This is a genomic window from Paenibacillus anseongensis, assembly GCF_009757995.1.
Classification (GTDB): domain Bacteria; phylum Bacillota; class Bacilli; order Paenibacillales; family NBRC-103111; genus Paenibacillus_E; species Paenibacillus_E chondroitinus.
In genome coordinates, this window is sequence record NZ_WSEM01000015.1 from 93,027 (window position 1) to 112,333 (window position 19,307).

General features: G+C 45.4%; 23 protein-coding genes. 17 read left to right on the forward strand and 6 right to left on the reverse strand.

Annotated elements, in window-relative coordinates; all coding sequences use genetic code 11:
* Positions 1-37: 37 nt before the first annotated feature.
* From GON05_RS15190 to GON05_RS15225, 8 genes are all read left to right on the forward strand, one after another.
* Complete coding sequence (locus GON05_RS15190) at positions 38-763, forward strand: transposase (protein WP_157319900.1); 726 nt, start codon at positions 38-40, stop codon at positions 761-763.
* A 93-nt stretch (positions 764-856) separates the two neighbouring features.
* Positions 857-1,105 carry a membrane protein insertion efficiency factor YidD gene (yidD, locus tag GON05_RS15195; protein ID WP_220138879.1) on the forward strand — a complete coding sequence of 83 codons (249 nt, stop codon included), beginning with the start codon at positions 857-859 and terminating at the stop codon, positions 1,103-1,105.
* Positions 1,106-1,477: 372 nt separating this feature from the next.
* On the forward strand, positions 1,478-3,475 hold the full coding sequence (metG, locus tag GON05_RS15200; RefSeq protein WP_157319901.1) for a methionine--tRNA ligase: 1,998 nt from the start codon (positions 1,478-1,480) through the stop codon (positions 3,473-3,475).
* 114 nt (positions 3,476-3,589) lie between these two features.
* The gene (locus GON05_RS15205; protein ID WP_181646553.1) at positions 3,590-3,991 is read left to right on the forward strand and encodes a hypothetical protein; all 402 of its coding nucleotides are present in this window, start codon (positions 3,590-3,592) and stop codon (positions 3,989-3,991) included.
* Between the two features lie 143 nt (positions 3,992-4,134).
* Positions 4,135-5,055: a metal ABC transporter substrate-binding protein gene (locus GON05_RS15210; RefSeq protein ID WP_157319905.1), complete on the forward strand. Its 921-nt coding sequence runs from the start codon at positions 4,135-4,137 to the stop codon at positions 5,053-5,055.
* A gap of 34 nt (positions 5,056-5,089) precedes the next feature.
* Positions 5,090-5,869: a metal ABC transporter ATP-binding protein gene (locus tag GON05_RS15215; protein WP_157319907.1), complete on the forward strand. Its 780-nt coding sequence runs from the start codon at positions 5,090-5,092 to the stop codon at positions 5,867-5,869.
* 12 nt (positions 5,870-5,881) lie between these two features.
* Entirely contained in the window at positions 5,882-6,682 is an 801-nt protein-coding gene (locus GON05_RS15220) for a metal ABC transporter permease (protein WP_127449601.1), read from the forward strand.
* Position 6,683: 1 nt separating this feature from the next.
* Entirely contained in the window at positions 6,684-7,397 is a 714-nt protein-coding gene (locus GON05_RS15225; RefSeq protein WP_157319909.1) for a cytochrome c biogenesis CcdA family protein, read from the forward strand.
* Here the strand turns inward: GON05_RS15225 and splB are convergent.
* Positions 7,394-8,455 (reverse strand): spore photoproduct lyase, encoded by a 1,062-nt coding sequence (splB, locus tag GON05_RS15230; protein WP_157319911.1) that lies wholly within the window; start codon positions 8,453-8,455, stop codon positions 7,394-7,396. The two genes, GON05_RS15225 and splB, sit on opposite strands and share 4 nt — an antisense overlap.
* A 163-nt stretch (positions 8,456-8,618) precedes the next feature.
* Here splB and mntR point away from each other — a divergent pair, with 163 nt between their 5' ends.
* Complete coding sequence (gene mntR, locus GON05_RS15235) at positions 8,619-9,044, forward strand: transcriptional regulator MntR (RefSeq protein ID WP_127449606.1); 426 nt, start codon at positions 8,619-8,621, stop codon at positions 9,042-9,044.
* Between the two features lie 111 nt (positions 9,045-9,155).
* Positions 9,156-10,124 carry a patatin-like phospholipase family protein gene (locus GON05_RS15240; protein ID WP_157319913.1) on the forward strand — a complete coding sequence of 323 codons (969 nt, stop codon included), beginning with the start codon at positions 9,156-9,158 and terminating at the stop codon, positions 10,122-10,124.
* Between the two features lie 10 nt (positions 10,125-10,134).
* Here the strand turns inward: GON05_RS15240 and GON05_RS15245 are convergent, their stop codons facing one another.
* Both GON05_RS15245 and GON05_RS15250 read right to left on the reverse strand, forming a co-directional pair.
* Complete coding sequence (locus GON05_RS15245; RefSeq protein WP_157319915.1) at positions 10,135-10,395, reverse strand: hypothetical protein; 261 nt, start codon at positions 10,393-10,395, stop codon at positions 10,135-10,137.
* Positions 10,392-11,336 (reverse strand): DUF1385 domain-containing protein, encoded by a 945-nt coding sequence (locus tag GON05_RS15250; protein WP_157319916.1) that lies wholly within the window; start codon positions 11,334-11,336, stop codon positions 10,392-10,394. Before GON05_RS15250 ends, GON05_RS15245 begins: the two co-directional genes overlap by 4 nt.
* A 152-nt stretch (positions 11,337-11,488) precedes the next feature.
* Here GON05_RS15250 and GON05_RS15255 point away from each other — a divergent pair, with 152 nt between their 5' ends.
* The 5 genes from GON05_RS15255 to GON05_RS15275 all read left to right on the forward strand — a co-directional run bounded on the left by GON05_RS15255 (position 11,489) and on the right by GON05_RS15275 (position 15,555).
* Positions 11,489-11,977 (forward strand): YqhR family membrane protein, encoded by a 489-nt coding sequence (locus GON05_RS15255; RefSeq protein WP_157319917.1) that lies wholly within the window; start codon positions 11,489-11,491, stop codon positions 11,975-11,977.
* Positions 11,978-12,054: 77 nt separating this feature from the next.
* On the forward strand, positions 12,055-12,489 hold the full coding sequence (aroQ, locus tag GON05_RS15260; protein WP_127449615.1) for a type II 3-dehydroquinate dehydratase: 435 nt from the start codon (positions 12,055-12,057) through the stop codon (positions 12,487-12,489).
* Between the two features lie 20 nt (positions 12,490-12,509).
* Positions 12,510-13,583, forward strand: a complete 1,074-nt coding sequence (locus GON05_RS15265) for a M24 family metallopeptidase (RefSeq protein WP_157319918.1) — start codon at positions 12,510-12,512, stop codon at positions 13,581-13,583.
* Positions 13,584-13,598: 15 nt separating this feature from the next.
* Positions 13,599-14,156, forward strand: a complete 558-nt coding sequence (gene efp, locus GON05_RS15270) for an elongation factor P (protein WP_181646554.1) — start codon at positions 13,599-13,601, stop codon at positions 14,154-14,156.
* A 142-nt stretch (positions 14,157-14,298) separates the two neighbouring features.
* Positions 14,299-15,555: an aspartate kinase gene (locus GON05_RS15275; RefSeq protein ID WP_157319919.1), complete on the forward strand. Its 1,257-nt coding sequence runs from the start codon at positions 14,299-14,301 to the stop codon at positions 15,553-15,555.
* Between the two features lie 9 nt (positions 15,556-15,564).
* Here the strand turns inward: GON05_RS15275 and GON05_RS15280 are convergent, their stop codons facing one another.
* Genes GON05_RS15280 through comA form a run of 3 tightly spaced genes read right to left on the reverse strand, consistent with a single transcriptional unit; the run spans position 15,565 to position 17,631 of the window.
* Entirely contained in the window at positions 15,565-16,029 is a 465-nt protein-coding gene (locus GON05_RS15280) for a DUF441 domain-containing protein (protein ID WP_127449623.1), read from the reverse strand.
* Positions 16,030-16,086: 57 nt separating this feature from the next.
* Entirely contained in the window at positions 16,087-16,824 is a 738-nt protein-coding gene (locus tag GON05_RS15285) for a 2-phosphosulfolactate phosphatase (RefSeq protein ID WP_157319920.1), read from the reverse strand.
* Positions 16,825-16,827: 3 nt separating this feature from the next.
* On the reverse strand, positions 16,828-17,631 hold the full coding sequence (gene comA / locus GON05_RS15290; RefSeq protein WP_157319921.1) for a phosphosulfolactate synthase: 804 nt from the start codon (positions 17,629-17,631) through the stop codon (positions 16,828-16,830).
* A gap of 354 nt (positions 17,632-17,985) precedes the next feature.
* On the opposite strand from comA, the gene GON05_RS15295 reads away from it, so the two are divergent.
* Complete coding sequence (locus GON05_RS15295) at positions 17,986-18,249, forward strand: YqhV family protein (protein ID WP_127449627.1); 264 nt, start codon at positions 17,986-17,988, stop codon at positions 18,247-18,249.
* Positions 18,250-18,321: 72 nt separating this feature from the next.
* Positions 18,322-19,305: a stage III sporulation protein AA gene (gene spoIIIAA, locus GON05_RS15300; protein ID WP_157319922.1), complete on the forward strand. Its 984-nt coding sequence runs from the start codon at positions 18,322-18,324 to the stop codon at positions 19,303-19,305.
* Positions 19,306-19,307 lie beyond the last annotated feature (2 nt).

Below are 19,307 nucleotides of genomic sequence, written 5' to 3' on the forward strand. Positions count from 1 at the left end.
GGAATAAGAACAAAAGTTCTATTTGCGGGGTGAGAAGATGGAACAGCAATTTATGGATCTGAGCTCATACACATTTCGTTCGGAAGAAGAATGTGAGGAGTTTTTATTGAAAATGCGTTGGACAAATGGGTTTTGCTGTCCGCGTTGCGATCATAATGAGGCTTTCAACATTCGAACTCGTAAATTGCTAGAATGCAAAGAGTGTAGAATGCAGGTTTCTTTAACTGCAGGAACACTCATGCACAAATCAAAGCACCCGTTACTTCTATGGTTCCAAGCCATTCAATTTTTATTTAAAGAGGGAGTAGAGTGTACCGCAAGCATTCTATCTCAAGTTCTTGAGATTAATTTTAGAAGTGCGCAATTATTATTGAAAAAAATTCAGTTTGCATTCGATTACACTCAGAATAGAACTAAATTACTTAATAAACTTGAATCAACTAACAGTGAATCACAAAAATCTAATAATCTTTCAACCACGGATGAACCAAACCAATGCGCCCCGACTCAGCCAATTCCACCGACTCATAAAAAATCTTCAACTCGAGATCTGCATGCGTATCTTGAATCCAAATTAAATAGACTAAACACGAAATTAACAATTTATAATAATCACTACAGCAATACACAACTAAGTAGATATATCAAAGATCAATTTAATGATAAGTGTGATCGTGAACGTTTTTTGATTAAGTGGTTCAAAATGGCAATATCCAATTATTTTTATCCTACATTTCTTAAGTGTTTTCACATTCCTGAATAAGTATAATTCTTCAATTTGACCCGATACTGTTTTTGAGGCATGATGGTAGAGTATCATGTTCAATTAACTTTGGGTGAGGGAGAGAGACATCATATGAAAAGGACGATGCAAGCTCCTATTCATTTCTACCGGAAGTTCATTTCGCCGTTAAAGCCGCCGACCTGTCGATTCTATCCCACATGTTCGCAGTATGCATTAGAAGCTATTGAAGTGCATGGTCCTCTAAAAGGTTCATGGCTTTCTATGAAGCGGATTTGCAAATGCCATCCATTTCATCCTGGTGGGATTGATCATGTGCCTCCGCGGGCGGAAAAATTAATTCATAACGATCAGTCGGCTTGACAGGTGGCTCTTTTTTTCGATATATTTGCCTTAAGATGTTATATATGGATTCGATGAACGGATAAGTACAGACGGAAGCCTATGAACAGAGAGCCGGGGAAGGTGAAAGCCGGTATAGGAGTAAGTTTGGAAGATGGTCCTGGAGAATAAGCCTTCGAGCGGCTCAGACTGCGTATGAGAAGTATTAATGCGCATGATTGGGAGTAAGCTGGCTTCGTGTCCCAGCGTTAATGGGCAAGTCGTTATAGACTTACTGAGCCCCGAGCTTGTGAAAGGCGGGGGAAACTGGGTGGTACCGCGTGAGTTCAGCTCTCGTCCCAAGATGGATGAGGGTTTTTTGTGTTTTCTACATTTAGCTAGGAGGAATTCTGGATGACAACAAAATCAAAAACGTTTTACATCACGACGCCCATCTACTATCCAAGTGATAAGCTGCACATCGGTCATGCCTACTCAACGGTGGCAGGCGACGCTATGGCACGCTACAAAAGGCTTCGCGGCTTTGATGTAAGGTACCTAACGGGGACAGACGAACATGGACAAAAAATTGAACGTAAAGCACAAGAAAAAGGAACGACGCCACAGGAGTTTGTAGATGGTATTGTTGCTGGAATTAAGGACTTGTGGAGCAAGCTCGACATTTCTTATGACGATTTCATCCGTACAACAGAAACTCGTCATAAGGATGCGGTTGGCAAGATTTTTCAAAGATTGCTTGATCAAGGGGATATTTACTTAGGGGAATATGAAGGTTGGTACTGTATTCCGGATGAGTCATTTTTCCCGCAGAGCAAGCTCGTGGATGGAAAATGTCCTGATTGTGGACGTCCTGTTGAGAAAATGAAGGAGCAAACTTATTTCTTCCGGATGAGCAAATATGCTGACCGTTTGGTGCAGTATTATGAAGAAAATCCGGAGTTTATTCAGCCAGAGTCTCGCAAAAATGAGATGCTTAATAATTTCATTAAGCCAGGACTTGAGGATTTAGCTGTTTCTCGAACGACGTTTGATTGGGGGATCAAAGTCCCTGGTGATCCTAAACATGTGATTTACGTGTGGATTGATGCTCTTTCGAACTATATTACTGCACTTGGATATGGTTCGGATGATACGAGTATTTTTGATAAGTATTGGCCTGCCGATGTTCACTTAATGAGTAAAGAGATTGTTCGTTTCCATACGATCTATTGGCCGATTATGTTGATGGCGCTAGACTTGCCGCTGCCGAAAAAAGTATTTGCTCATGGCTGGCTGTTAATGAAAGATGGCAAAATGTCAAAGTCAAAAGGGAATGTTGTTGATCCTGTGACATTGATTGATCGTTATGGGTTGGACGCGCTTCGTTATTACTTGATGCGCGAAGTGCCTTTCGGGGCTGACGGAACGTTCACGCCGGAAAGCTTTGTAGAGCGGGTCAATCATGACCTTGCCAATGATTTGGGGAATCTGCTTAACCGTACGATCGTCATGATCGATAAGTATTTTGCGGGCACGATTCCCGCGTATGTGCCAGGGGCTACCGAATTCGACGACAACCTCTTGGAGACTGTTCAAACGACGGTAGCGAAGTATGAAGAAGCAATGGAAAAGATGGAGTTTTCCATTGCGCTTTCCGCGGTGTGGCAGCTGATTAGCCGCACGAACAAATACATCGACGAGACTCAGCCGTGGTCGATGGTCAAGGATGAAGCCAAGCGCGAAACACTTGGCTCCGTCATGTACGTGCTGGCTGAATCCCAGCGCATTTCGTCTGTACTGCTGCGTCCGTTTATGACGAAGACGCCGCAACTAATTTGGCAGCAGCTTGGCTTAGCTGCCGAGGATCTGCCGCGCTTAACCGCCTGGGAAAGCGTGCAATCATTCGGGCATCTCCCAACGGGTACAACCGTTCAAAAGGGAGATCCAATGTTCCCAAGATTGGACGCTCCGGCTGAGGTCGCGTACATCGTTGAAGCTATGGGCGGAGGAGCGGCAAACTCCGCCGATGAAGTGAAAGAAACAGCACCTGCGGCTGCTGCTTCAGCAGTACCCGCGCCAGAGCCTAAGGAGGAAATCGGAATTGACGATTTCGCCAAGGTGGAGCTGCGCGTAGCTCAGGTAATATCGGCGGAGCCTGTGAAAGGCGCCGATAAGCTTCTAAAACTGCAGCTCGATCTTGGATACGAGCAGCGTCAGGTTGTTTCGGGCATTGCGAAGTTTTACACGCCCGAGGAACTGGCTGGACGCAAAGTTATTTGCGTCACCAATCTCAAGCAGGCCAAGCTGCGCGGCGAGCTGTCGCAAGGTATGATTCTCGCTGCTTCGCACGGGGACCAGCTAACACTGGCCACAGTTCCGGATTCTATGCCTAACGGCGCGATTGTAAAATAATCAAGTCAGCATCCTTTCCCTATTTTTTCATAGGTCGAGGGTGCTTTTTTGTCGTATGGGGGTTCATATAAGTGGGGTACTCTAAGGGAAACTAACCACGGCGGAGTGATATAGATGAGAGCGAGAAATTTCTTTAAGTTGATCTGTATTTCGGTGATGGTTCTTGTTTTAACGTCTTGTTCTATTTTTGGCGGAGGTTCGGATAAAAAGAAAGAAGAAGAGAAAGCAAAAAATGAATCTAAGTCCAAGGCGTCGAGCACAAAAAAAGAGGATGATAGTGTCATTAATCAAGAGTTAAAAAAACAATATGAGATGTACAATGAGATTATTCAATATAAGGTAAAGCAAGAGAATAAGCTAATTAAGCAGTCGGAAGAGCGATATAAGAAATTGAAAGAGGAAAGCAACAAAAAAACGGAATCCAAGTCTGAAGACGGAGCCGATAAGGAAGATAAGAGCTCATCTAAAGAAGATTCTGACAGTTCAAAGCAAAAGGATGACCAAGGGAAGCAGTAATTGAATTAAGTCCATGCTGTGACATTTCACGGCAGGGCTTTTTATTTTGCCTCCAAGATGTATTGACTTCAAGTAGGGGGACTCGTATAATCAATTCGTTAATAAAAAATATTACGATTTAGAACGCGAGTGGAGTGAAGATTATGATACGTTCGAAATGGATTATGTCCATAACCGTCATGGTTATTTTATCTGTTATATTGGCTGGATGCGGTACTGCTGCAAGTTCAAAAGCTAAACTTGTTGAAGGAAAGGTTAATGTTGTAACAAGTTTTTATCCTTTATATGAGTTTACTAAGGCAATTGGCGGCGAATATGTAAATGCCATTAACCTGGTTCCGGCTGGAGTTGAGCCTCACGATTGGTCTCCGAAGAGCAGGGACATCAAAAATATGACGCAAGCACAGGTTTTCGTCTATCAAGGTGCTGGATTTGAAGGTTGGGTGAAAGATTTTCTGGGAAGTCTATCACCAGACTCTACTTTAAAAGTAGTAGAAGCGAGTAATGGGGCAAATTTGATAAGAACCTCTGAAAATAAAGAGGAATTTGACCCACATGCGTGGCTTAGCCCGTTAAATGCTGTGAAAATGGCTAATAATATTAAAACGGCACTGATTAGTGCAGATCCGGCTCATAAGGATGCATTCGAGCAAAATTATGCGAGCTATGCTGCCAAGTTAACAGATCTTGATGCTCGTTATAAAAAAGAGCTGGGGCAAACTTCCAAAAAGGAAATTGCTGTTTCTCATCAGGCGTTTGCTTATTTATGCAGAGATTATGGTTTAACGCAATTATCCATTATGGGTCTATCGCCTGATGCCGAGCCAACCGCTCAGGATCTAAAGAATATGAATGAATACATCAAAGCGCATAACTTGAAATATATATTCTTTGAAGAGCTTGTATCCGATAAGCTGGCGAAGACGTTAGCCAAAGATGCCAAGGTAGAAACGATGGTATTGAATCCTCTTGAAGGATTAACGAAGGAGCAAGCTGACGCTGGCGAGGATTATATCTCGATCATGGACAAAAATTTGAAAAATTTAGTGACTGCCTTACAATAGAAAGGTAGTTCATTATGAGTCAGGGGTTATGAACATGGAGATAAGCCATAAAGATTTCTGCCACCAGAGTATCGTGTCTATTGATGATGTTTCCTTCTCATACGAAAATAAGAAGGTCATTGATAAGCTTCGTTTTAATGTGCTTGAACGAGATTTTGTTGGTGTCATTGGCTCCAATGGTGCAGGTAAAACAACGCTGCTCAAAATGCTCGTAGGTCTTCTTAAGCCTACGAGCGGGGAGATCAGGTTGTTTGACAGTCCACTAAGCCAATTCAAAGATTGGGAACGCATTGGCTATGTTCCGCAAAAAAATGCCTTCAATCCCTTATTCCCGGCTACTGTGCGGGAAATTGTTTTATCCGGGATGTATTCGAAGAAGCGGATCTACCGCAGGTTGTCCAAAGCTGACCTGCAAAAAGCGGAAGACGCGATGCTGGCCATGCGCATCGAGGACTTAGCTGACCGTAAAATCGGCCAGCTGTCGGGCGGACAACAGCAACGCGCTTTCCTCGCGCGCGCGATTGTGAACAATCCGGAGCTGCTCATATTGGATGAGCCGACCGTGGGGATTGATGCGGAATCGCAGCTCGGATTTTTCCGGATGATCCGCCACATGCATCAGCATCATCATATGACGTTCATCATGGTGTCGCATGATATGGACATGATGCAGTCATATTTAGGTTCGGAGCCGCAGCAAGTAAGCGGCGGTATCAAGTTTCATGTGAAGCATACCCATGATCCCGAGGATTGCCGGGAAACGAATTTGACACATTCGATCGGCCAGATTCGCGAGATGATCGGAGTTCAGTAAGGAGCGGGCATTTTGGACATATTCACGGAGTATTTTTTTCAACGCGCTTTAATTGGCGGTATATTGATCGGGCTGACAGCGCCATTAATGGGCGTTTTTCTTGTCCTTCGGCGATTGTCGATGATCGGAGATACACTCGCTCACGTTTCTATTGCGGGGGTCGCCCTGGGATTTCTTATTAACGTGTACCCTTTGGGCGTTGGGCTTATTTTCGCCTTGTTAGCTTCGTTCGCGATTGAACGTCTGCGCAAAGCTTATAAAACCTATGCAGAGCTCTCCATCGCCATCATCATGTCAGGTGGCGTCGCGCTGGCTACGATTCTTTTTACGTTGGGCAAAGGCTTTAATATGAATGTCATGAGCTATTTGTTCGGAAGCATTTATACGCTGGATCGGCAAGATCTATGGGTTGTTCTCGGGGTATCAGTGCTTGTGGTCGGGGTCATTGCTGTTCACTTTAAAGAGTTCTTTCTCATGTTTTTTGATGAGGATGCCGCTAGCGTAAGTGGACTTCCGCTTAAATATTATAATATGATGATTACAATGCTTACTGCACTCGTTATTTCGGTTGCCATCAAGATTGTAGGCGCACTGCTTGTTTCGTCCTTGCTTACGATTCCAGTCGCATGTAGTTTGCTAATCGCAAGAAGCTTTAAACACTCCGTTATTTTGGCTGTTATTTTTTCAGAAATTGCGGTTGTCATTGGCTTGGTTGTTGCTGGCGTTTGGGATCTCGCTCCGGGTGGAACGGTTGTGCTTACACTCATTGCAATGTTGATCGGGATCATTTTAAAAAGAGGATTGAGGATTTAACATGGACTCTGTGAATTTATGGATTGCTTTATGGGCGGGGATCGCATCCTTCATTTCGCCATGCTGTTTGCCATTATATCCTTCTTATCTTTCCTACATAACAGGAATTTCGGTAAGTGAATTGAAATCGGGTGAGACATCATCCCAGGTTCGCAGGCAAACTATGCTGCATACGTTAAGTTTTATCGTCGGGTTTTCTATCATTTTTTATGCGCTCGGCTTAACGGCAGGATTTTTAGGTAATTTTTTTATTGATTATCGAGATTTGCTTCGGCAAATTGCAGCGTTATTGATTTTTATCATGGGATTGTTTTTACTTGGCGTTTTCCAACCACAATGGTTAATGAAAGAACGCAAGCTGCAAATCAAGTTCCGTCCCGCGGGATATCTCGGTTCAGTGCTGGTAGGAATGGGGTTTGCTGCAGGATGGTCTCCTTGTGTAGGACCCATCTTGTCGGCGATTCTCGCTTTGGCAACTACAGAGCCTGGAACGTGGTTTCAGCTAACAACCGCCTACTCGTTAGGATTCGCGATTCCGTTTTTTATCCTCTCCTTTTTTATCGGTTCAACCAAATGGATTTTGCGTTATTCCAACCTCATTATGAAAATTGGAGGGGGTTTAATGGTGGTGATTGCGGTTTTACTTTATACAGGTAAAATGACGCAGATCACACTTTGGTTAAACACCATAACCCCGGATTGGTTGAAGTTTTAAGTAAAATACTCAATTTTGGCTTGAGGGAATTTATCAAAAATTTGTTCTGTGATAAATTCCCTTAGTGCGTTCGCTTGTTCATCTGGATACACATATTTACCTTGCCCCCAGCGGCCCCATTTGTATTTACGTTTTTCTTCATCCATCTCAAGCTTTGTTTTGGGATATCGTTTTTCAATGACGTTTTTGGCCGTTCTGGTAAAGCGATGTTGAATCATTTCAAAGGTTAAATCGATCGTAGCTTCGGTTGGGAGTTCTTGGTGAAGCCGTTCCAAAAGGGTAGCATAACCTTCTTCCCAACCTTCGTGCCAAATGATGGGGGCAATAATGAAGCCAAGGGGATACCCGGCTTTAGCCACTTTTCCGGCAGCTTCGATTCTTTCGTGAAATTTGGAAGTTCCCGGTTCAAAATTTTTAATCACATAATCGGCATTCACACTAAAGCGAAAACGGGTATGCTTATTATGTTTGGCATCTAATAGCGGCTCTACATGGTGGTATTTGGTGACAAACCGTAATCGACCGTGCTCCTGCTGTCCCATGAATTCGATAAGCTGCTTCAAGGAGCCCGAAATATGTTCCAAACCTACAGGGTCCGAGGTACAGGCAGCTTCAAAACGGGTGATTTCCGGTACCCGTTCATCGATATATTTTTGAGCAGCGCCTAAAATATCGTCGATATTGACGTAAACACGAATGTAAGGCTTCGCCCCTAAAGTAGTTTGGAGATAGCAGTAGTGGCAGTGCCCCATACAGCCAGTGGCGATTGGAATCGCATATTCGGCAGAAGGCTTTGAAGTGTCGAATTTAAGCGTTTTGCGTATGCCGACAACCAAAGTTCGTTTGGCTATACGATATTTTTCAAGCTCGGTATCACCCGGAAGATCGCGTATTTGATTATGCGAGGTTGTCATATGAATCTCTAACCCTTGCTGCTTGGCCCACTCATAGATCATCTTGCCCTTGGTATAATTCATCGCATCAGGTTCAAAATAAACAAGCTCTGGTACGAAGACGGCTGTGTTAGGTACGGGTCTACTGAGTAATTCTGTTGACATGCGATTCTCCTCTCAATAAGCCGGGATGAAGTTCGTTCCTGACATTTAGTTTGCCAGAGAACAGAGTGGATGAACCATGGGATATTTGACCGCATCGAGGTTGATGGATTATGATAGGTAAGCAAGTGGCAGGAAATAAAGGAAAGCAGGGGGAAATAAAGCAATGGCTACGCCTAGCATGGAAGACTATCTGGAGAGAATATATAAACTCATAGACGAGAAAGGTTACGCTCGTGTCTCCGACATTGCTGAAGGGCTTGAAGTGCATCCCTCCTCCGTGACGAAAATGATTCAAAAGCTGGACAAAGACAATTATCTGATCTATGAGAAGTACCGCGGACTTATGTTAACTCCAAAAGGTAAGAAAATGGGCAAACGACTAGTTGAACGTCATCAACTGCTCGAAAATTTCTTAACAATCATTGGCGTCCAAGAGGACAATATATATAAGGATGTTGAGGGAATCGAGCATCATCTAAGCTGGGATTCCATTACATGTATCGAGACTTTGGTCGAATATTTCCGCAGAGATCCAGGTCGGACAGATGAACTCCTGAATGTTCGTAAAGAATTAGAAGCTGATAACTAGACAGAGGCCGCAACGAGCGGCGCTCTGTCTTTTTATTCTGCATAGAAACAAACTGCCCCCGCATACATAACAAAGTAAGCCCTTTTGTTTGATTTCGGGGAGGGGTGTCGAATGTTAATCAATGGCGTGTTCGAAGGCGGCGGCGTTAAGGGGATAGCGCTTGCCGGCGGCGTCACTGCAGCAATGGAGCAGGGGCATGTGTTCCATCAAGTCGCAGGTACAAGCTCTGGATCGATTGTAGCGGCTTTATTGTCAGCTGGCTATACCGGAGAAGAGATGAGAGAAATCATCCTCAGGACTCCTTTTAAATCGTTTATGCAGCGATCGCCGATTTTTAATACCAAGATCATTGGGCCGGCGGCGCGGCTGCTGATCAAGAAAGGCCTCTACTCCGGTGAAGCGCTGGAGCAGTGGGTGTCGGGGCTGCTTGCTGCCAAGGGCATCCGCAATTTCGGAGATCTCAAGCCCAATCAGCTGCGTATTATCGCATCTGATATTACGCAAGGCAAGCTGCTTATTTTGCCTGCGGATATTGCGCAGTATGGGATTGATCCGCGGAAGTTTTCAATCGCCAAAGCAGTGCGGATGAGCACGAGCATCCCCTATTTTTTTGATCCGGTTATGATTCGCCGGCAAATAAAAAGCTCTGCAAAGGCAGCGCCATTCGCAGAGCAGTTTTATTATATCGTTGATGGTGGGTTGCTAAGCAATTATCCCTTGTGGGTGTTCGACCGGGACACCGATCGGGAAGAAATCATTCCCGTCATCGGGTTTCAATTGGTCGGTAAAAGTGAGACGCCCACGCACACCATTAGAGGACCGATTACGATGCTTGAAGCATTGTTCGGGACGATGCTGAGTGCACATGATGAGCGATACATTGAGATGAAAAACCGGTTCCGTACAGTCAAAATTCCAACGCTCGGTGTGGGAAATACACAATTCAATTTGTCTAAAGAATTGAGTTTGTCCCTGTACGATTCCGGATACCAAGCGACCAATGACTACTTTACTAAATGGACCGCCAAAACCTACGAAGAGAATTATGAGAAATACGTACTTCGCATTCCATCCAAGTGAAAATCAGGGCTTAGTGATATTTCGGATAATCATCCGAGTCTGAATCTTTCGTTCCGTTGATGACGCGAAATTTTGCGTTTTTCCTTTTTGGCTTAGATGAGCCTCGGCTGCCATAGGAAGGTTTTTTCCAACGAGACGGTGGGAATTTGTATAGAAGAAATATAAGCCCTAATACGAGAATTGGAATGAATAAAGTTCGCAAACTTACCAACAATCCAATCGCAATCAAAACACCGATAGCGATCTCGACCGGCGAAAATCTTCTTCTCATACCCGTCCCTCCATTATTCTTTTTTCTGCTTCACGCATCCGGTTAAAAGAAGCGATGGACACCTCAACCTGGCTGTCTTCAGGTTCTTTGGTTGTCAACAGTTGGAGCCATAGTCCCGGATACCCCAGGTAGCGGAGAACCGGCACTTCACGAAGGGAGTTCGTAAATCTTAGCACTTCATAAGAAACCCCGATTACAACGGGTAGCAGCACTAAACGCTGCAAGATACGTTCTACATATCCATCATAGTGCAGGAATGAGTAGATAACGACGCCGATCAAAACGGTAAAAACAATGAAGCTGCTGCCGCAACGATAATGCAGCGTGTTGAATTTCTGTACATTGCTGACGGTTAACTCGACGCCTGCTTCATAGGCGCTGATGACTTTATGCTCAGCTCCATGATATTGGAAAAGTCTGCGAATCATCGGTGTTAAGGATATGAAGTAGATATATCCGACAAGCAAAATAATCTTGATAACACCTTCTATAAGATTATGAAGAATTTGATTGCTAAATACATTCCCAAACAAAAACTGTTCAATGATTGCCGGGACTAGGGTGAACACGAATTTCCCAAAAAGGAACGAGATCACACCCACAACCGCTACACCGAGGATCATCGAAATATTTGAGAAAAAGCCAGGCTTCTCATCTTTATTGGCTGAGGACTTGTCCTCGCCTTCTTGTTCAGCGAAGGATTCCGCTGAGAAATTAAGATGCTGAGCACCTTTGGCGCTGGATTCTATAATGCCGACAATCCCTCTGACCAATGGGATCTTCTTGAGCGATTGTACCCAGGGAATATCTTTCCTAGGGACTTCCAAGAAATCAAGTGAGCCATCTTTCTTGCGCACGGCGGTTACATGCACATTTTTTCCTGCGAACATGACGCCCTCAATGACGGCTTGTCCTCCGTATATACTGTTTTGTTCTGCCATGAGATCCACCTTCTTATCCTTCTCGAATTCGGTTTTTCGTACTTTCCTATTGTAACGGATTCACGGTTTGAATGCTACCGATAACGGTAGAACATACTATTCTTACCTGTGATTGACGTGCAATCTCTGTAGAGAAAGGAAGAAGACGACTAATGAATGAGAAAAATGTGGGGGAATTGAAAACAAATCGTTGGCTTTTCGTTTTATATATTGGCTTTTTCGCCGGCCTCATTTGGGGAGCAATGAAAATAATTGAACACTATTTTAAATTTACCAACATTGTGGTGGGTTTTCTTGTAGAGCCTTTTTTCAAACATGACTTTCTGCTGACTTGGCAGGGGGTACTCGTTGGCTGGGGCTTTTTTACGGTGTTTTCCATCATCGCGGCCTTCATCTATATGGTTACAATGTGGAAGCTGCAATCTGCCTGGTGGGGAATTGGGTATGGGGCGCTCTGGTGGGCGGCGATCTATTTGTTAATCGGTCCATTGGCGGGAATGACATACTGGATTACGGATCTGGACCTCAACAGCATTCTGACGGACCTATGTTTATTCCTGGTGTGGGGAATGTTTATTGGATATTCCATCGCGATCGAGTACACAGATACAAGAACAAGACAACCTATACACAAGACATGAAAGTTATGGTAAAATATCAAAGGTTAAATAGGCGGATAAAGTCTGTGCAACTGAAAAATCCTGGGGAGTGATTCCTGTTGAAAAAGGTTCTGGTGATTAACGGGCCCAACTTGAATATGCTGGGTATACGTGAACCTGGTGTGTACGGAACGGTTTCCCTACCCGTCATTATTCAAGGCTTGACTGAATTAGCCGAAGTTCTTTCGGTTGAGATTGAGAGCTTCCAATCGAATCATGAAGGCGATATTATTGATAAAATTCATGAAGCCTTTGGTACGAAAGACGGCATTCTCATTAACCCTGGCGCCTTTACGCATTATAGCTACGCCATTCGCGATGCGTTATCTTCCGTTCAATTGCCTACCGTTGAAGTTCATCTATCGAACATTCATAAGCGCGAGGAGTTTCGTCATCACTCGGTCACCGCGCCAGTTGTTATCGGTCAGATTAGCGGCTTTGGCGTGCAGAGCTATGAGCTGGGTTTGAGAGCACTTTTATCCCATATGCAGTAAAAGAAGGAATGGTGATTTCGATGCAGGAGAAACGTATTGAACGTCTTCGCAAGGTTATGCAAGAGCAAAATTTACCGGCTGTACTCATCACGAATGCCTATAACCGTACATATGTATCTGGCTTCACCGGTTCTTCCGGCTATGTTCTTATAACGTTAGATCGTGCAATTCTTTTGACAGATTTCCGTTATATGACGCAAGCCCCTCAACAAGCGAAGCTTTTTGAAGTGGTTGAGCATCAGGCTAAAGTGATGGAATCTGTTAAAGGACTCTTGAATCAACAAGGGATCACACAACTTGCCTTCGAGCAAGGGGATGTGTCCTATGGTGACTTCCTGGGTTATCAAGCAGCTTTACCAGGCATTGAGCTTTTGCCGACGGCGAAACTCGTCGAGGGCATCCGAATGGTCAAAGACGATGTTGAATTGCAAGTGATGCAGGAAGCAGCAGATTTGGCTGATCAAACCTTTTCACACATTTTGTCCTATATCAAGCCAGGCGTGAAAGAACTCGATATTGCGCTTGAGATTGAAATGTTTATCCGCAAAAACGGTGGCACATCGACATCGTTCGAAACGATTGTTGCTTCCGGCGAACGCTCCGCTCTGCCACATGGCAAAGCAAGTGATCGCGTGCTCCAAATAAACGAATTTGTCAAATTAGATTTTGGAGCGTATTATAAAGGGTATTGCTCTGACATCACAAGAACGGTTATGCTAGGAAAGCCAACGGACAAGCATAAAGAAATTTATGATATTGTGCTGGAAGCTCAACTTAACTGTTTAGCCAATCTCAAGCCGGGGATTACGGGCAGAGAAGGCGACGCTTATGCACGAGATGTTATTGTGAAGCATGGCTATGGCGATTACTTCGGTCACAGTACCGGACATGGTTTAGGCATGGAGGTTCATGAGTCTCCGCGCTTGGCGAAAACCGAGGATACAATTTTAACTCCTGGTATGGTGGTTACGGTGGAACCTGGCATTTATCTTCCTGGTTTTGGGGGAGTTCGAATTGAGGATGACGCAGTAATTACTGACACCGGCATTAAAATACTTACAAGTTCTACAAAAGATTTTCTTATTATTGACTAGCGGAGGGATTCACAAGTGATATCAGTAAATGATTTCAAGACAGGACTTACCATTGAAGTAGAACACGATATTTTTACAGTTCTAGACTTCCAACACGTTAAACCAGGTAAAGGCGCTGCATTCGTGCGCTCCAAGCTGAAAAACCTGCGCAACGGCAACACCGTTGAGCGTACTTTCCGTGCGGGCGAGAACGTAGGCCGTGCACACATCGATAACCGCGAAATGCAGTACCTGTATGCAAGCGGCGACGAGTTCACGTTCATGGACACGGAAACGTTTGATCAATTCAGCCTTTCCCGCGAGCAATTGAAATGGGAATTGAACTTCCTTCTTGAGAACATGAACATCAAAATATTGAGCTACCAAGGTGAAATTCTTGGGATCAATCTGCCGAAAAGCGTTGACTTGAAAGTTGTAGAAACAGAGCCGGGCGTTAAAGGCAATACAGCTCAAGGCGCGCTTAAAGGTGCAAAAGTGGAAACGGGCCTTGTTGTTCAAGTTCCACTGTTCATCAACGAAGGCGACGTGCTTACAGTTGATACCGAAGATGGCCGTTATATCTCCCGCGCCTAGTTTCAACTAGGACAAGCCTCTCTGACTTTTGACAAGTCAGGGAGTTTTTTTATTTTGTGTGTGCAAATTTTCACACAAAACCACATTTTATGCTATAATATTGAATTGTTATGCACTAGTATGCGTTAGGAGTGGGTCAGCTTTGTCTCTAATAGTGATGAAATTTGGCGGAAGCTCTGTCGGTGATGCGGAGCGAATGAAACGTGTTGCAAAAAGAATCGTTGAGCGAAAGCAAGCAGGTCACAGCTGCGTTGTTGTCGTATCTGCGATGGGAGATACAACGGACGATCTTATCGACCTGTCTAAGCAAATTTACGATGGAGCCCCACCGGCTCGTGAAATGGATATGCTCTTAACGACAGGAGAGCAGGTTTCTGTAGCCCTCTTATCGATGGCGATACATAGTTTAGGGGAACAAGCAGTTTCTTACACCGGTTGGCAGAGCGGGATTTTCACGGAAGATGTGCACGGAAAAGCGAGAATCACGGATATTCAGCCAGCGCGCGTTCTGAATGCGCTCGAACAAGGCAATGTCGTGATTGTAGCCGGTTTCCAAGGTATGACGGAAGCTGGAGAGATTACAACGCTTGGCCGCGGCGGTTCCGATACGACGGCTGTTGCTCTTGCTGCTGCGATCAAAGCAGATCTTTGTGAGATTTATACCGACGTAGATGGTATTTACTCAACAGATCCGCGCATTGTGAAAGTAGCGAGAAAGCTGAACGAAATTTCTTATGATGAGATGCTGGAGCTTGCGAATTTGGGAGCTGCTGTACTTCATCCAAGAGCAGTGGAATATGCCAAAAACTATAACGTTACCTTGGTGGTACGTTCCAGCTTTACTAACAATGAAGGTACCAACGTGAAGGAGGAAGCAGTGATGGAGCAAGGAATCGTTGTCCGTGGCATCGCCTATGACAAGAATGTGGCAAGAGTTAGTATTCTAGGTGTACCCGAGAAACCGGGCCAGCTGGCAAAAGTATTCATGGCGCTTGCCGAGGTTCAAGTCGATGTAGATATCATTGTACAAAGCGGTGTACTTAATGGATCAGCGGATTTCTCATTCACAACGACACTTGCTGACCGTGAAAAAGCGTTGGATGCGATTGAATCCATCCGCGGTGAAATCGGCTTCCGTGAAGTAACTTCCGAAGTGAACATGGTGAAAGTATCCATCGTTGGCGCCGGCATGGTTAGTACGCCTGGGGTTGCTGCTACGATGTTTAAAGTGATTTCTGACCTGGGCATCTCCATCTCGCTGGTCAGCACGTCCGAGATTAAAGTCTCTTGCGTCATCGAGAACTCGAACTTGACGGAAGTGATTCAATCTCTGCACACGGCTTACGGCTTGGACACAACGGAGCAAGCCTTCGTTGGCGGACCGCAAGATCGCAGATAATCCCAGTTCTCAACTGAATTTATCGGATATGAAATAAGCGACTTTTAATAAAAAAGCTGTGATCCCGGCGGCCATCAAAGGGCCGACCGGAATCCCCCGCAAAAAGATAATGCCAAAAATGGAACCAATGACAAGACCCACAATTAATTGTGGGTCTATTTTTAATAGCTCCAACCCTTTTCCGTTCATATAGGTTGCAATCGCTCCCCCAAGTAGAGCAATGATTCCCGGCCAAGAGGTAAATACCGACATGATGTCCTTCATCGAGATTCGTTCACTCGCAAAAGGCACAAGGACGCCAATGGTCAGAAAAAGCAATCCCAGCTCCAAGCCTCTGCGCTCCATGGCGGGGAAAAACCGCATTAATCCAACCAGTTTCAAGGCAAGCAGCATGCAAGAAGCAGTTGTAATAATCGGAGAACGGCCTATGAGTCCAATAACAATGAGTGTAACTAAGATTATATTGCCATTCATCATCAAAACCCCTCACCCTCATAACTTTCCATCTTAGTTTATGAGAGGGGCTTGTATTTAGAACGCAGGACGCCCTGAAGTCCCCAGCAGCACCATTTGATCACGTTCCAGGACCGGCACTTGATCCGTGATATTTGTTTTGGCACAGGCTTCAATATCCGCCTGAAAACCGGACTTGCACATTTTTTTTCCATTCGTGGAAGACAGCAGTGTATCGTATAACGTTTTTTGGGCTTGTAAAAAACATCCTCGCATAGCTAAGCCGAAATCATTGGTTGCTATCTGTTTCTCGCCTAGAGCCAGGTTCAGCTCCTCAAGAATATGCCCAGCACAAAGTCCATCCTCTAGGGAGAAGACGTCTTGTGTCCCTGCGCATAGAATAACAGTGTCCCTCTTGAAGGCAATCGCGGCCGCTGCGCAAGCTTTACTATTTAAAAAAGAACCTGCCAGCACTTGATCGGCTTTTATTGCTTTTTGAATGCCTCTAGTGCCATTCGTTGTCGTCAGGATTACTCGTTTGCCCTGTACAGCTTCCTTGGTATATTCCAATGGTGAATTACCGAAATCGAAACCGGGAATTTTCTTGCAAAAGCGTTCCCCTCCAAGCAGATCACCCTCTTGCTGCAGTTCTTTGGCCCTCAGAACGGTATCCACTGGAACGATGGCTTTGCATCCGTTAATCAATGCGGTGATGATCGTGCTAGTTGCACGGATAACATCAACGACGATGACGGTTTTATGAAGAAAATCGTCACTTCTTGCTTCGCCGATGTTGGCGACAACCTCGATATGCATCTTTTATTCCTTTCTGGTACCTAAGGACAACGTATCGGAACGCAGTCCTCTGCGCAATGCTTCCAAAGCAATAAGCTCATCCGGCGAGATATTGCCCAAGTGGATATCTGCTCCAAGCATGCTAATCAAGTGCACCTGTTGACTTTTGAGCGGAGCCTCCCACAGAAGCCGCTGTCCGGGAACGGCAGAGAGCACTTGCCCAACTTCCTCATCCTTACATTTTCCCTGTGAATCAAAAATCCCGACACCCATCCCGGATTCACGAGCTTCAATCGTGACTAGGGAAGCTCCGAATTCGGTGTCTAGCATAACAGTCTCGATTAATTCCTCTAATTCGATGGCAGAACCCCAGCCCTTTTTACCATATTCGGTAACAACCTCTAGTCCTTCGTCTAGCCCACGCGCGATCAACTCATTTCTAAGCTTACGGTCGAAATCAATGGTTCCATTGGATATTTCAACACCGTTAAATCCGAGTGCGACAATCATATCGAAATAGGAATCCACTGCGTGCTGTGTGATCGCAACTTCGAGAAAAGTTCCTCCCGGATAGATGCAAATGCCATTTTCTTTGGCGGCGTTAATTTTGCTTTTCAGCACATGCTGCGGATATAGAGGAGATGTGCCGAAGCCGAGTTTGATCAAATCCACATGATTGCTGCCCGCGGTAAGCAAATCTTCAAATGCATTTGGCCCTAGGCCTTTATCCATTACCATTGTTTTACCCAGCGTTCTGGGTTTGGCCTGCCTTTGTCCTGTGGGGTCGGCCAGAACGGGATTCCAGTTCAAATAAGAGGTAACTTCCATCGGTATTTCTCCTCACTGTCCTTCGAAGGTTCAATTATGTGTACAGCATATGCATCTGGGCAAATGGTGGTGCCCACTATGCCTAAAATCAGACGAGCCCGCATAAGGTAGGGTAAAAAGAGTGAGCTGTCGTTGAACCGCACCGACCAATAAACTAGGTTAGCGTGCTCCGCATTGATATAAAAACCTCCAGGCTCCATTGTAAAACTGTTCCATTTATTAGATAGGTTCTTATGCGGTAGGAACAGTTTTACAAAAGTCGCTCTTCCAGCCTTTTATATCAATGCTCCGCGAGCTGCTTTGGTGCAGTGTGGTTCAAAAAAGCTGTTTCTTTTTACGAAAGGAGTAGAAAACATGAACAAAATTGTCCTAGCGATGGCGTCGCTGAGGCTGATGTCAGGGAGCATAGAGATCATAGCAGCGATCGTGATGCTGAGACTGGCGACCGTGGAGAAAGCGCTGCTAGTGAACTCTACGCTCGCTCTAGTAGGTCCTCTAGTACTACTAGCTACTACGACGATAGGTTTGGTAGGGATAGCAGAGAAGCTTTCCTATGGGAAGATGCTCTGGGTGATTGCGGGAGTAAGCTGTCTATTCATTGGTATTTTAAAAAAGTAATCGGTCATATTTCTTTCTATTAAGCATAGAAATGAATATAGAAGACTGGACAACTTGGAGGGATGTTTCGCTATGCACGACACGATCATGCACATTCTTCCTCAAACGCTTCGAATACTACTCTCATCTTTGCCGCCGGACGTACAAGCTAGCGTTGAGGAAATCAGGGTGAGAGAATCGCGCCCCTTCGAGTTGATCTGGGGGGATGGGTACGCTTTCGTTGATGAGAGAGGCCAATTGGTGACTGCGGAAGATCGGGCGTACAAGCCAACCCGACAAGATTGCCTGACCTTGCTTGAAATGCTGACGAACCATTCCATGTACACCCATGAAGAAGAACTGCGGAGAGGGTATATCACCATTGCCGGCGGCCATCGCGTCGGACTAGCCGGGCGCACGGTGTTAGATCAAGGGGATGTTAAGCAGATTCGCGATGTTAGCTCGTTTAACATTCGGATTGCCCGCGAGATTCAAGGGGTGGGCAAGCAGGTGCTGCCGCATCTCTTCGACCCCATTCGGAGAAGCGTCCATCACACGCTCGTGATCTCGCCGCCGCAGCAAGGGAAGACAACCCTGGTCCGTGACATGGCCAGGCTCATCAGCCGCGGAGAGTGGGGCGTGAACAGCCTGGGGACGACAGGCAAGAAGGTAGGCGTAGTCGATGAACGCTCGGAGTTGGCGGCTTGTGTCAGAGGAGTGCCCAGATTCGATCTCGGACCGAGAACAGACGTCATGGACGGCTGCCCAAAAGCGGAAGGCATGATGATGATGATCCGATCCTTATCGCCGGATGTGCTGGTCGTCGATGAAATCGGCCGGCCAGAAGATGCAGGAGCGATCCACGAGGCTGTCCATACGGGGATTCGCGTCGTTGCAACCGCGCACGGTGCCGATTATGAGGATGTGCGAATGAGGCCTGTTCTGAAGCAGCTTTTGGAAGAGGGTGTATTTACGAGATATGTCATCCTGCATCGAAGAAAAGGCGAGCCTGCTGCCTATCGCATACTGGATCGGTCGGGTAAGCCATTGGAACACTATCCTGCACGTAAAGGATGATG

What these genes read in the sequence shown, in the direction of transcription:
- GON05_RS15280 (WP_127449623.1), bottom strand. Translation starts at nt 16,029, where the DNA reads ATGAATGGCAATATAATCTTAGTTACACTCATTGTTATTGGACTCATA.
- GON05_RS15285 (WP_157319920.1), bottom strand. Translation starts at nt 16,824, where the DNA reads ATGCATATCGAGGTTGTCGCCAACATCGGCGAAGCAAGAAGTGACGAT.
- GON05_RS15245 (WP_157319915.1), bottom strand. Translation starts at nt 10,395, where the DNA reads ATGAGAAGAAGATTTTCGCCGGTCGAGATCGCTATCGGTGTTTTGATT.
- GON05_RS15210 (WP_157319905.1), top strand. Translation starts at nt 4,135, where the DNA reads ATGATACGTTCGAAATGGATTATGTCCATAACCGTCATGGTTATTTTA.
- comA (WP_157319921.1), bottom strand. Translation starts at nt 17,631, where the DNA reads ATGGAAGTTACCTCTTATTTGAACTGGAATCCCGTTCTGGCCGACCCC.
- GON05_RS15265 (WP_157319918.1), top strand. Translation starts at nt 12,510, where the DNA reads ATGCAGGAGAAACGTATTGAACGTCTTCGCAAGGTTATGCAAGAGCAA.
- splB (WP_157319911.1), bottom strand. Translation starts at nt 8,455, where the DNA reads ATGTCAACAGAATTACTCAGTAGACCCGTACCTAACACAGCCGTCTTC.
- metG (WP_157319901.1), top strand. Translation starts at nt 1,478, where the DNA reads ATGACAACAAAATCAAAAACGTTTTACATCACGACGCCCATCTACTAT.
- GON05_RS15215 (WP_157319907.1), top strand. Translation starts at nt 5,090, where the DNA reads ATGGAGATAAGCCATAAAGATTTCTGCCACCAGAGTATCGTGTCTATT.
- GON05_RS15295 (WP_127449627.1), top strand. Translation starts at nt 17,986, where the DNA reads ATGAACAAAATTGTCCTAGCGATGGCGTCGCTGAGGCTGATGTCAGGG.
- GON05_RS15255 (WP_157319917.1), top strand. Translation starts at nt 11,489, where the DNA reads ATGAATGAGAAAAATGTGGGGGAATTGAAAACAAATCGTTGGCTTTTC.
- yidD (WP_220138879.1), top strand. Translation starts at nt 857, where the DNA reads ATGAAAAGGACGATGCAAGCTCCTATTCATTTCTACCGGAAGTTCATT.
- GON05_RS15205 (WP_181646553.1), top strand. Translation starts at nt 3,590, where the DNA reads ATGAGAGCGAGAAATTTCTTTAAGTTGATCTGTATTTCGGTGATGGTT.
- GON05_RS15250 (WP_157319916.1), bottom strand. Translation starts at nt 11,336, where the DNA reads ATGGCAGAACAAAACAGTATATACGGAGGACAAGCCGTCATTGAGGGC.
- GON05_RS15225 (WP_157319909.1), top strand. Translation starts at nt 6,684, where the DNA reads ATGGACTCTGTGAATTTATGGATTGCTTTATGGGCGGGGATCGCATCC.
- spoIIIAA (WP_157319922.1), top strand. Translation starts at nt 18,322, where the DNA reads ATGCACGACACGATCATGCACATTCTTCCTCAAACGCTTCGAATACTA.
- GON05_RS15240 (WP_157319913.1), top strand. Translation starts at nt 9,156, where the DNA reads ATGTTAATCAATGGCGTGTTCGAAGGCGGCGGCGTTAAGGGGATAGCG.
- mntR (WP_127449606.1), top strand. Translation starts at nt 8,619, where the DNA reads ATGGCTACGCCTAGCATGGAAGACTATCTGGAGAGAATATATAAACTC.
- GON05_RS15190 (WP_157319900.1), top strand. Translation starts at nt 38, where the DNA reads ATGGAACAGCAATTTATGGATCTGAGCTCATACACATTTCGTTCGGAA.